Annotated in this window: 10 protein-coding genes and 1 tRNA gene; 10 read left to right on the forward strand and 1 reads right to left on the reverse strand. The window is 71.4% G+C overall.

Annotated features, from left to right (window positions below; translation table 11 throughout):
* On the reverse strand, nt 1-665 hold a 665-nt coding region (locus CCN72_RS31295), incomplete at its 3' end, for a glycerophosphodiester phosphodiesterase family protein (protein WP_086811475.1).
* Between the two features lie 323 nt (nt 666-988).
* On the opposite strand from CCN72_RS31295, the gene CCN72_RS31305 reads away from it, so the two are divergent.
* The 10 genes from CCN72_RS31305 to CCN72_RS31350 all read left to right on the forward strand — a co-directional run bounded on the left by CCN72_RS31305 (nt 989) and on the right by CCN72_RS31350 (nt 12,044).
* Complete coding sequence (locus CCN72_RS31305; RefSeq protein WP_086811479.1) at nt 989-2,563, forward strand: trypsin-like peptidase domain-containing protein; 1,575 nt, start codon at nt 989-991, stop codon at nt 2,561-2,563.
* 96 nt (nt 2,564-2,659) lie between these two features.
* Nucleotides 2,660-2,746, forward strand: a tRNA-Ser gene (locus tag CCN72_RS31310).
* A 588-nt stretch (nt 2,747-3,334) separates the two neighbouring features.
* Nucleotides 3,335-4,261, forward strand: coding sequence for an ice-binding family protein (locus CCN72_RS31315; RefSeq protein ID WP_341868901.1), 927 nt, complete (start codon nt 3,335-3,337; stop codon nt 4,259-4,261).
* A 203-nt stretch (nt 4,262-4,464) separates the two neighbouring features.
* A complete protein-coding gene (locus CCN72_RS31320) occupies nt 4,465-5,232 on the forward strand; it encodes a DUF5819 family protein (RefSeq protein WP_244174569.1) in 768 nt (255 codons plus the stop codon).
* A complete protein-coding gene (locus tag CCN72_RS31325) occupies nt 5,219-6,370 on the forward strand; it encodes an HTTM domain-containing protein (protein WP_237553615.1) in 1,152 nt (383 codons plus the stop codon). Before CCN72_RS31320 ends, CCN72_RS31325 begins: the two co-directional genes overlap by 14 nt.
* A 201-nt stretch (nt 6,371-6,571) precedes the next feature.
* Complete coding sequence (locus CCN72_RS31330) at nt 6,572-7,486, forward strand: bifunctional MaoC family dehydratase N-terminal/OB-fold nucleic acid binding domain-containing protein (protein ID WP_086811484.1); 915 nt, start codon at nt 6,572-6,574, stop codon at nt 7,484-7,486.
* Nucleotides 7,483-7,881, forward strand: a complete 399-nt coding sequence (locus CCN72_RS31335) for a MaoC/PaaZ C-terminal domain-containing protein (RefSeq protein ID WP_086811486.1) — start codon at nt 7,483-7,485, stop codon at nt 7,879-7,881. The genes CCN72_RS31330 and CCN72_RS31335 overlap by 4 nt, the downstream gene beginning before the upstream one ends.
* Nucleotides 7,878-9,044, forward strand: coding sequence for a lipid-transfer protein (locus CCN72_RS31340; RefSeq protein WP_086811488.1), 1,167 nt, complete (start codon nt 7,878-7,880; stop codon nt 9,042-9,044). The genes CCN72_RS31335 and CCN72_RS31340 overlap by 4 nt, the downstream gene beginning before the upstream one ends.
* A gap of 147 nt (nt 9,045-9,191) precedes the next feature.
* Nucleotides 9,192-9,728, forward strand: coding sequence for a SigE family RNA polymerase sigma factor (locus CCN72_RS31345; protein ID WP_085565554.1), 537 nt, complete (start codon nt 9,192-9,194; stop codon nt 9,726-9,728).
* A gap of 660 nt (nt 9,729-10,388) precedes the next feature.
* Complete coding sequence (locus CCN72_RS31350) at nt 10,389-12,044, forward strand: long-chain fatty acid--CoA ligase (RefSeq protein ID WP_086811490.1); 1,656 nt, start codon at nt 10,389-10,391, stop codon at nt 12,042-12,044.
* The last annotated feature ends 53 nt before the right edge of the window (nt 12,045-12,097 follow it).

The raw sequence follows: 12,097 nt of genomic DNA on the forward strand, positions 1-12,097 counted from the left end.
ATCCGCACCGAGGGGCCCGCGATGCCCACGCCCGCGGGCAGCCGTCCGTCCCGCAGCCGGGGCGAGAGCCACTGCACCAGGTAGACCGTCGGCAGGGTCGGCGCGGCCGCGCGCACCCGGTGCAGCGAGCGCGCCGAGAAGCTCATGATCCGTACCGGCGACTCGGCGGCCGTGGCGGGCGCGGCCAGACCGAACCGGCCCAGCACGCCCAGCAGCTTCTCCTCGACCTGGCCCGCCCAGCGGGTGGGGTGCTTGGTCTCGATGGCCAGCTCGATCCGCCGCCCGGAGTCCGCGACCAGTTCGAGCAGCCGTTCCAGGGTGAGGACGGAGGTCTCCTCGCGGTCCTCGGGGCGGTGCTCCCAGTCGGGCTCCTCGACCCGGCCGCGATACGGCTCACCGGTCTTCCAGGAGCCGAAGTCCAGGGCGGCGAGATCGGCGAGTTCCAGGGCGGAGACGGCGCCGCGGCCGTTGGAGGTGCGGTTCACCCGTCGGTCGTGGACGCAGACCAGGTGGCCGTCGGCGGTCAGCCGGACATCGCACTCAAGGGCGTCGGCGCCGTCCTCGATCGCCTTGCGGTAGGCGGCCAGGGTGTGTTCCGGTGCGTCTTCGGAGGCGCCCCGGTGGGCGACGACCTGGACGGAGAGCTGTGGTGCGTGGGTGGTCACCGCGTCATGGTGCCACCCCCGCGGGGTACGCGGGACGGCGCTCGTGCGTCCGGGCGGCGAACGGTGGCACACGTTGTGCTGGTTTATGTAGCTTTTCTCATGGATGCCCTTTGTAAGGGCTGGCCCTGGACCCACAGCCACGGCTTATGGTGCTCTGACGGCCCGTGGGAAAAGCTGACTGCATACAAACTGGAACAGTGAACGCAGGACCATGCGCAGCCGCATCGTGACAGGTCACGACCAGCGCGCACGCGCCGCCGAGCGTGCACGAACGTGACCGAGCGCGACCGAGGACAAACAGCCGTGGATCGAGGAGTAGAGCTGTGAGCACCGAGAACGAGGGCAACGCGGTACCCCCGGCCCCGTCCGCACCTCCCGTGCCGGTGGCCTCTCCCGACGCGTCCCCGCAGGCACACACCACGCCGGAGGGGACCGACGGGCCGGCGGGCCCGGGGCACCAAGCGGACCAGCAGCCGGGGCAGCCCGCCCCTGCCCCCCAGACGCACCAAGCGCCCCAGACGCACCAAGCACCCCAGGCACCCCAGTCGCCCCACGCGGGCCAGGGCTATCCCGCCGCCCCGGCGCCCGGCGCCGAGCCGACCGCTCCGCTGCCGCCGGTCCCCGGGACCGCCCCGCAGCCTCCCGTCGCCGGCCCCGAGGGCGCCTGGCCGCCCCCGCCGCCGCCCGGCACGCCGACCTACGCCGACGGCGCGGGCGGCGCGGGTGGCGGCGGCGCCTGGGGGGCGTCATACCAGCAGCCCGCCCCCAAGCCGAAGGGACGCGGTGGCCTGCTCGCCGCGGTCCTGGTGGCCGCGCTGGTCGCGGGCGGTCTGGGCGGTGGCCTCGGCTACACCCTGGCCAGGAACAACGACAACGGCAGCTCCACCACCGTCTCCGCGTCCGACAACGGCGCGGCGCAGGTCAAGCGCGCCCCCGGCACCATCGCCAACGTGGCCGCCAAGGCGCTGCCCAGCACGGTCACCATCGAGGCCGAGGGCTCCAACGGCGACGGCGGCACCGGCACCGGCTTCGTCTTCGACAAGCAGGGCCACATCATCACCAACAACCACGTGGTGGCGGACGCCCTCGACGGCGGCAAGCTGACCGCGACGTTCCCCGACGGGCGGAAGTACGACGCCGAGGTCGTCGGCCACGCGCAGGGCTACGACGTGGCGGTCGTCAAGCTCAAGAACCCGCCCTCCGACCTCAACCCGCTGCCGCTCGGCGACTCCGACAAGGTGGCCGTCGGCGACGAGACGATCGCCATCGGCGCCCCCTTCGGCCTGTCGAACACCGTGACGACCGGCATCATCAGCGCCAAGAACCGCCCGGTGGCCTCCAGCGACGGCAGCGCCACGAGCAAGGCGTCGTACATGAGCGCGCTCCAGACCGACGCGTCCATCAACCCGGGCAACTCCGGCGGCCCGCTGCTGGACGCCTCCGGCGCGGTGATCGGCATCAACTCGGCGATCCAGTCCTCGGGCAGCAGCGGCGGCTTCGGCTCCGGCGGGCAGTCCGGTTCGATCGGCCTCGGCTTCGCCATCCCGATCAACCAGGCCAAGTACGTCGCCCAACAGCTGATCAAGACCGGCAAGCCGGTGTACGCCAAGATCGGCGCGTCCGTCTCGCTGGAGGACTCCACGGGCGGCGCGAAGATCACCGACCAGGGCGCGGACGGCGCCGCCGCGGTCGAGGCGAACGGTCCGGCGGCCCAGGCGGGCCTGAAGCCCGGTGACGTGATCACCAAGCTCGACGACTCGGTGATCGACAGCGGTCCCACCCTGATCGGCGAGATCTGGACCCACAAGCCCGGCGACAAGGTGACGATCACCTACAAGCGCGGCGGCCAGGAGCACACGGTCCAGCTGACCCTCGGCGCCCGCGCCGGCGACAGCTGACCTTCCCCTCCCACCGGGGCCGTTGTCCCCAACGCCCCCGCGACCGCCCCCGGGCCGGTACGCTGTACCCCGCTCCGTCCCAGGTGGGCGGCGCGGGGAGGCGTGCCCGAGCGGCCTAAGGGAACGGTCTTGAAAACCGTCGTGGCAGCGATGTCACCGTGGGTTCAAATCCCACCGCCTCCGCAGATCAAGAGACGGTCTGTTCAGAGAGACGGTCTGTTCAGAAGGGGCACCCCTCGCCGAGGGGTGCCCCTTCTGCTTCCGCACGAGTGCATGCAGCGTCAGACTCCCGAGGTGACGGTTGCGGCTAACCCGCAACGGCATTAGTGCGATTTATTTGGCTCGGTGGCCGGCCGTCTCCCCTGGACAAGCTGTCCTCTTCGGCGATGTGGCCCGTCGCCCGTCCGGATGAGTAATTGACGCCATCCGGGCCATTGGGCATTTCTGTATTTCATGATTCGCTCGCCGGATTCGACGAAACCACTCAGATGAATAGTAACTCGACCCGCACTCCTAAGTGATATGCCGACGGCAGAAACCCGGCGATTCAGTGCGACTGGGAACCGCCAAATACGTCACCACCCCCTCACAGGAGTCGGCCCCTCGATGACGCTTAATATCCCTGTCGCGCCGCTACGGCGCACAGTATTGGTCTGGATCGCCGCGGCACTTTCCGTGGTGATTGCCGCTGTCGTAACCGCCGTGACGCCGACGCAGGCAAACGCTCTCGCCACACCTGTGCCTCTGGGCACGGCGGACAGCTTTGCGGTATTGGCCGGTTCGGCCGTCACCAACACCGGTCCCTCGGTGATCACCGGGGATCTCGGAGTGAGCCCGGGGACGGCCATCAGCGGGTTCCCGCCCGGTCTGGTGAACGGCGCCCAGCACTCTGCGGACGCTGTGGCCGCCCAGGCCCAGACCGACCTGGTCACGGCGTTCAACGACGCCGCCGGACAGGCCACCGACGGTGCCCTTCCCGCGGACGCCGGTGGTCTGACGCTGGTTCCGGGCGTCTACACCGCCTCCTCCACTCTCGGGCTCACCGGCACCCTCACCCTGGATGCCCAGGGGGACCCCAACGCCGTCTGGGTGTTCCAGGTCGGTTCGGGCCTGACGACGGCGTCCAGCAGCCAGGTGCTCCTCACCAACGGTGCCTCGCCGTGCAATGTGTTCTGGCAGGTCGGCAGCTCGGCCACCCTCGGCACCGACTCCACCTTCGTGGGCAACATCCTGGCCCTGACGTCGATCTCCGCCACGACCGGCGCGACCATCGACGGGCGGGCGCTGGCCCGTAACGGTGCCGTGACGCTGGACACCAACACGATCACCCGGCCGCAGTGCGCCGGCGGCACCACGGGTGCGACGACGTCCGGGACCACGGGTGCGACGACGTCCGGGACCACGGGTGCGACGACGTCCGGGACCACGGGTGCGACGACGTCCGGGACCACGGGTACGACGACGTCCGGGACCACGGGTACGACGACGTCCGGGACCACGGGTGCGACGACGTCCGGGACCACGGGCACCACCACGGCTGGGACCACGGGTACGACGACGTCCGGCACCACGGGCGGGACCACGGGAGCCACGACCGGTGGCAGCACCGGCGGAAACCACGGCTGCAAGCCCGGCGAGTACGGCGATTACGCCGACCAGGCCGGCACGGACCACGGTTACGACTGTGACCCTGCCTAGCGCGACGGTCGGCGCGGCCCGGAGCGATCCCCGCATGTCCCGGAGGTTCGCGACCGCGTAGCGCGGATCACGCGCATGCGCTCCCCGGCGGCGTGTGCGCTCGGGGGCAGCCTCCTCCGTGCGAGTAGGACCGGCGGCGTGCGTGCGGCGCGGATCATCACCGCTTCCGTCGCACGCCGCCGGTGAAACCTCAGGAGAACCAAGTGAGAGAAGTCGGGCCGGCAGAGCCGGACGGGACCGTGCGGGGTGGCGTCGCAGCAGCGGATGCCGGCGAATCGGACCGGACCTGCGCCGGAAGAGCCGCACAGAACGAGGGCGGCGGAACCCCCGCCGCCGAAGCACCTTCGGGGCCGCCCTTCGCCGTGAAGGCCGGAGTACAGGCCGCTGTGGTCCTGTGCCTGGCGACGGCCCTGGTGCACGTGCTCCTGGTATTTCTACAGGTGGCACCTCCGAATCCCGTCTCCCAGCAGTACAGCCGGCAGATCAACGCCTGGGTCTTCCCGCTGTTCGAGCAGAACTGGCGGCTTTTCGCCCCGGACCCGGAGTCGGTCAACCGGCAGATCTCGGCGAGAACCATGCACACCGCGCCGGACGGCACCGTCCAAGTCAGCGACTGGTTCGACCTGACCGCCCTCGACACGGCCGCGGTGAAACACGACCCCTTTCCGAGCCACACGGCACAGAACATGCTGCGCCGGGCCTGGACTTCCTATCTCGAAACGCACGGCGGTGACGACCGGCCGCATTCGCAGCGCGCTCTGATGATCCAGCAATACCTGGGCAACATCGCTGCGGACCGTGTCACCGCGCATCGGCGCGGCACATTCGAGTCCATCCAGTTGCGGGTGATCACCGTGTCCATCGCAGCGCCGCCCACAGCCGGCGGCCCCGGTCCCGGCGCGGCCGTACCAAAGCCCGCCGACACCCGTTACCTGCCCTGGTGGAAGGTGGCCAGCCATGCAGCAGGCTGAGTCGACATCGACCCCGGCGGCCACGCCGTCGTACCCCGGACATGGCACCGAGCGAGCGGACGCACCCGCGTCGCGGCAGCTGCCGACCCGTGTCGTCACGCTCCTCACCCTCCTGCTGGAGCAGCCGATCTCCCTGTACGCCGCGGCAGTTCTGCGCATCGGGTACGGGTTCCTCTACTTCGCCTTCCTGCTGCGCGAGTTCCCCCACCGCGACGAGAACTGGGGTCCCGGCTCACCGTGGACGCCGGCACTGGCCAGGCAGCTCTTCGACCAGACCGGGTGGGCCAGCTTCCTCACCCTGTCCGACAGCCGGGCCTACTTCGAGGTCTGCTACACGGCAGCCCTCGTCACCTCCGTACTGTTCATGCTGGGCTGGCGAACCAGGGCGGTATCCGTGCTCTTCGCGGTCGTCGTGGCGTCGTTCCACGCCAGGGCGATCTTCATGACGGACGGAGGGGACAACCTCATCCTCCTCATGGCCCTCTATCTGGTCGTCACCGCATGCGGCCGACGCTGGTCCCTCGACGCACGCAGGGTTCGGCTCCGAGCCACCGCCGGCAAGGCCGGCCGAGTTCCGCCGGGCCGGGTGTCCGGCGAGCTGCGACGTCACCTCCACGACGCGCGCCTGACCGTGACCACCGTGCTGCACAACTGCGGCATGCTCGTCATCGCCGCCCAGGTCTGCTTCCTCTACGGATCCGCGGGCCTGTACAAGGTGCAGGGCGCCTCCTGGGGCAACGGCAGCGCCCTCCACTACGCCCTGAACCTCGACCTGTTCCGGCCCTGGCCAGGGCTCTCCGCCATGGCGGACGGACACGTCGTACTGATCGCCGCCATCTGCTACCTGACCGTGCTGGTGCAGGTGGCCTTCCCGTTCGTCCTGTTCGGCAGGCTCAAGTACCCGGTATTGACCGTGCTGCTGGGTATGCACGTGGGTATCGCGGTGTTCCTGGGTCTGCCGCTCTTCTCCGGTGCGATGATCGTCGCGGACGCCGTCTTCCTTCCGGACCGCTTCTACCGGTATCTCGGCCGGCTGTTCCGGGGCGCCGCCCGGCGGACAGCTGCCGGGGAGGCGGGGACTCCGCCCCGCGAAGAGCCGGTACTCGTGCCGCCGCAGCACACACCTTCGAGCCAGTGAGGGTCTCTTCGGGCCGCGCCTGACGAACGACTTCCCAGTCGGCCCCCCGGAGGCCGACCGCCTCACCGGCCCTGCCGGTCCGAGGTACCCCTGGCGTCGCCGATGCGTGCCCGCCGGGCCGCTCTCCTTGACAGCCCCATCGAATCTGACGGACAGTCAGGAACGCAGCAAAAGGCCGAACACCACAGCGGGAGGCCGGACATGGAGACACGGGCGGACGACATACAGGCGCGGCTCGCGGCGTACGAGGGGCTCCCCGCCGCCGCCACCGGGACCGGCCGTGACCCCGTCAACCTGCCGATGATCCGGCACTGGTGCGAGGCCATGGGCGACACCAGCCCCGCCTACCGCGGCCCCGGCGCCATCGCCCCGCCCACCATGCTCCAGGCCTGGACGATGGCCGGCCTCTCCGGCCATGGCGACCGCTCCGGCCCCTACGACGAACTGCTCCGCCTCCTGGACGACCTGGGCTGCACCTCGGTCGTCGCCACCGACTGCGAGCAGGAGTACCTGCGCCCGCTGCGGCCGGGCGACACGATCACCTTCGACACGGTGATCGAATCGGTGTCGGACCGCAAGACCACCAAGCTGGGCACCGGCCACTTCGTCACCACCCGCACCGACATCCGCGCGGACGGCGTCCTCGCGGGCACCCACCGCTTCCGCATCCTCAAGTACGCCCCCGCCCGCACACCGGCACCGACCCCATCGCCACCACCGAGACGCCCCCGCCCGGTCGTCAACCGCGACAACGCCGGCTTCTGGCGGGGCGTCGCCGAGCACCGGCTGCTCATCCAGCGCTGCACCGGCTGCGGCACCCTGCGCCACCCCTGGCTGCCCGGCTGCAACGCCTGCGGCGGCCCCGGCTGGGACACGGTCGAGGCGAGCGGCGAGGGCACCGTCCACTCGTACGTCGTGATGCACCACCCGCCCTTCCCCGCCTTCGACCCGCCCTACGCGGTCGCCCTGGTCCAACTCGCGGAAGGAGTACGGATGGTGAGCAATGTGATCGGGGTCCCGTACGACAAGGTGCGCATCGGGATGCCGGTGTGCCTCGAATTCACGGCGTACGACGACGAGTTGACGCTGCCGGTGTTCCGGGGGGTGGCGGCGTGAGGCCGGCCGGAAGCGAACTCCCGCCGCTGGAGATCCCGTTGACCCGCACACTGATCGTGGCGGGCGCGATCGCCTCCCGGGACTACCAGGACGTGCACCACGACCCCGAACTGGCCCGGGCCAAGGGCTCCCCGGACGTCTTCATGAACATCCTGACCACGAACGGCCTGGTGGGCCGGTACATCACCGACCACTTCGGCCCCACCGCGCTCCTCCGCAAGGTCGCCATCCGGCTCGGGGCCCCCAACTACCCGGGCGACACCATGGTGTTGACCGGCCGGATCGAGCGGGTAGACGGTGACACCGCCACCGTGCGCGTCGTCGGCGCCAACGGTCTCGGCACCCATGTGACCGGCACGGTGACCGTCACCGTCCCCGCGGCGGCCCGCCCATGAGCCTGCGCGCGAAGGACACCCTCGGCGGACGCGCGGCCGTCGTCGGGATCGGCGCCACCGAGTTCTCCAAGGACTCCGGGCGCAGCGAACTGCGGCTCGCGGTGGAGGCGGTGCGCGCCGCGCTCGACGACGCCGGGCTCACCCCCGCCGACGTGGACGGCCTGGTCACCTTCACCATGGACACCAGCCCGGAGATCACGGTCGCCCAGGCCTGCGGGATGGGCGAGCTGTCCTTCTTCTCCCGGGTCCACTACGGCGGCGGCGCGGCCTGCGCGACCGTGCAGCAGGCGGCACTGGCCGTGGCGGCCGGGATCGCCGAGGTCGTGGTCTGCTACCGCGCCTTCAACGAGCGCTCGGGGCGCAGATTCGGCGCCGGTGTCCAGCACCGCGAGCCCTCGGCGGAGGGCGCGGCGCTCGGCTGGGTACTGCCGTTCGGGCTGCTCACCCCGGCCTCCTGGGTGGCGATGGCGGCCCAGCGCTATCTGCACACCTACGGGCTGACCCCCGAGGCGTTCGGCCATGTCGCCGTGACCGGCCGCGCGCACGCCGCGACCAACCCGGCCGCCTACTTCCACGGCCGCCCGATCACCCTCGCCGAACACGCCGCCTCCCGCTGGATCGTGGAGCCGCTGCGGCTGCTGGACTGCTGCCAGGAGACCGACGGCGGCCAGGCGCTCGTCGTCACCTCCCTGGAACGGGCCCGGGACCTGCGCCGCCCGCCCGCCGTGATCGCGGCCGCCGCCCAGGGCGCGGGCCGTGCCCAGGAGCAGATGACCGGCTTCTACCGGGACGAGCTGACCGGGCTGCCGGAGATGGGCGCGGTGGCCCGCCAGCTGTGGCGCACCTCGGGCCTCGCCCCGGCCGACATCGACGTCGCGATCCTGTACGACCACTTCACCCCGTTCGTGCTGATGCAGCTGGAGGAGTTCGGCTTCTGCGCCCGGGGCGAGGCGGCGGACTTCACGGCCGGGCGGCGGCTGCCCCTCAACACCCACGGGGGCCAGCTCGGGGAGGCGTATCTGCACGGCATGAACGGCATCGCGGAGGCGGTCCGCCAGCTGCGCGGCACCGCCGTGAACCAGGTCCCCGGGGCCGCTCGGACCCTGGTGACCGCGGGTACCGGGGTGCCGACATCGGGCCTGGTCCTGGCGGCGGACGGCTGAACTCCTCGGGGTGGGACCCGGGGTCGGGCGTACCCCCGCTCCACCTTCAGGAGGTGGCGCCGTCCCCACCCCTACAACCTGAGGGGGACCCCGCTTCGGCACCTGCGGCCGATCCCGGGACGCGCGGGCCGCTCATAGCGTGGAGCCATGACCACACCCGTCTGCACCAGCGCCTCGGCAGCGGCCCCCGCGTACCCGTCGTTCACGTCGTACGTACGGGCCCGCCGGCCCGTCCTGCTGCGCGCCGCGCGCTCGCTGACCGCGAACCCCTGCGACGCCGAGGACCTGTTGCAGACCGCGCTGGCCAAGACCTACGCTGCCTGGGAGCGGATCGAGAACCAGCGGGCGCTCGACGGCTATGTGCGCCGCGCGCTGCTGAACACGCGGACCTCGCAGTGGCGCAAGCGCCGGGTGGACGAGTTCGCCTGCGACGAGCTGCCCGAGCCGGATCCGCTGCCCGACGACGACCCGGCCGAGCGGCAGGCGCTGCACGACGCGATGTGGCGGGCCGTCATGAAGCTGCCCACGCGGCAGCGGGCGATGGTCGTCCTGCGGTACTACGAGGATCTCAGCGAGGCCCAGACCGCGGAGGTGCTGGGGGTCTCGGTGGGCACGGTGAAGTCGGCGGTGTCCCGCGCACTCGGCAAGCTGCGCGAGGACCCGGAACTGGGACTGGCGCGATAACCCCGACCGGCCCGGGGACTCCGACCGGCCCGGGGACCCCGGCTCACGGGACCCCGTGGACGCCGGCTCAGCGAACCCGAGAACGCCAGACCATCGGGCTCAGGACACCGACTCACCGGCCCCGGAGGCACCGGTCCACCGGCTCCGAGGACATCAGGTCACTGGCGCGGAAGGGTGCCGCCTCACCGGGCCCGGGGGGTGCCGGTTCACCGGGTCCGGGGGCACCCGCGCACCGGGCCGGACGCGCTGGCCCACTGCGCTCGGAGGCACCGGCCCGCCGACCCCGAGAACACTAGGTCGCCGGAGCGGAAAGGTGCTGGCTCACCGGGCCCGGGGGGTGCCGGTTCACCGGGTCCGGAGGCACCCGCGCACCGGGCCCGGAGGCGCTGCTCCACTGGGCTCGGATACATCGGCTCACCGGTCCCGGAGGCGCTGGCCCACTGGGCTCGGAGGCATCGACTCGCCTGGCTCGGAGACACCCGCTCACCGGTCCCCACGACACCAGGTCACCGGCACGAATGGCCGCCGGATCTCGATTCCGACCCGTTTCCGTCCCGTTCCGCACGCAGTGACATTCCACCTAGTGACATACCGAGCGGTATGTGCGCAGAATCGGCGCACCCCCTACTACCGCGTAGGCACCGTCGCCGGGAGGACTCCGTGCTGAGCACCATGCAGGACGTACCGCTGCTGATCTCCAGGATCCTGACCCATGGGTCGACGGTCCACGGCGCCTCGCGGGTGATCACCTGGACCGGCGAGCCCGAGCCGCAGCGGCGCTCCTACGCCGAGATCGGTGCCCGCTCGGCCCAGCTGGCGCACGCCCTGCGCGACGCCCTCGGCGTCACCGGCGACCAGCGGGTGGCCACCCTGATGTGGAACAACGCCGAACACGTCGAGGCGTACTTCGCGGTCCCCTCCATGGGCGCGGTGCTGCACACCCTCAATCTGCGGCTGCCCGGCGAGCAGCTGGCGTGGATCATCAACCACGCCGCCGACCACGTGGTCATCGTCAACGGCTCCCTGATCCCGATGATCGCCCCGCTGCTGCCCCGGCTGAAGACCGTCGAGCACATCGTGGTCACCGGCCCCGGCGACCGCGCCCCGCTGGCCGGCGCCACCGCGCGGGTGCACGAGTACGAGGACCTGATCGCGGGCCGGCCCACCCACTACGACTGGCCCGAGCTGGACGAACGCCAGGCCGCCGCCATGTGCTACACCTCCGGCACCACCGGCGACCCCAAGGGCGTGGTCTACAGCCACCGCTCGGTCTATCTGCACTCCATGCAGGTGCAGATGACCCAGTCGATGGGCCTGACCGACAAGGACACCACGCTCGTCGTCGTCCCCCAGTTCCACGTCAACGCCTGGGGCCTGCCGCACGCCACCTTCCTGACCGGCGTCAACATGCTGATGCCGGACCGCTTCCTCCAGCCCGCGCCGCTCGCCGAGATGATCGAGCGGGAGCGGCCGACCCACGCCGCCGCCGTGCCCACCATCTGGCAGGGCCTGCTCGGCGAACTGCTCGCCCGCCCCCGTGACGTCTCCACCCTCACCCATGTCACCATCGGCGGCGCGGCCTGCCCGCCCGGTCTGATGCGGGCCTTCGACGAGCTGGGCATGCCGGTCGTGCACGCCTGGGGCATGACGGAGACCTCCCCGCTCGGCACCGTCTCCCGCCCGCCGGCCAGTTCCCTCGGCACGGACGAGGAGTTCGGCTACCGCCTCACCCAGGGCCGCTTCTCGGCCGGGGTCGAGGCCCGCCTGACCGGCCCCGACGGCGAACGCCTGCCCTGGGACAGCGAGTCGGCCGGTGAGCTGGAGGTGCGCGGCCCCTGGATCGCGGGCGCCTACTACAACGGCCCCGACGCCGAACCCCTGCGCCCCGCCGACAAGTTCAGCGCCGACGGCTGGCTGAAGACCGGCGATGTCGGGGTCATCTCCCCCGACGGTTTCCTCACCCTCACCGACCGCGCCAAGGACGTCATCAAGTCCGGCGGCGAGTGGATCTCCTCCGTGGAGCTGGAGAACGCGCTGATGTCCCACCCGGACGTCGTCGAGGCCGCGGTGGTCGCCGTCCCCGACGACAAGTGGGGCGAGCGCCCGCTGGCCACGGTCGTCCTGCGGGAGGGCGCGGCCGCCGACTTCGAGACCCTGCGCGCCTTCCTCGCCGAGGAGGCCCACATCGCCCGCTGGCAGCTGCCCGAGCGCTGGACGATCGTGGCGGCGGTGCCGAAGACGAGCGTGGGCAAGTTCGACAAGAAGCTGCTGCGCAGGAGCTACGCGGACGGGGACCTGGACGTCACCCGGCTGTGAGCCACGCGTCATGAGGGAGGGGCCGGGCAGCAGCCCGGCCCCTCCCTCATGAC

The organism is Streptomyces murinus (assembly GCF_002154555.1).
Classification (GTDB): domain Bacteria; phylum Actinomycetota; class Actinomycetes; order Streptomycetales; family Streptomycetaceae; genus Streptomyces; species Streptomyces murinus.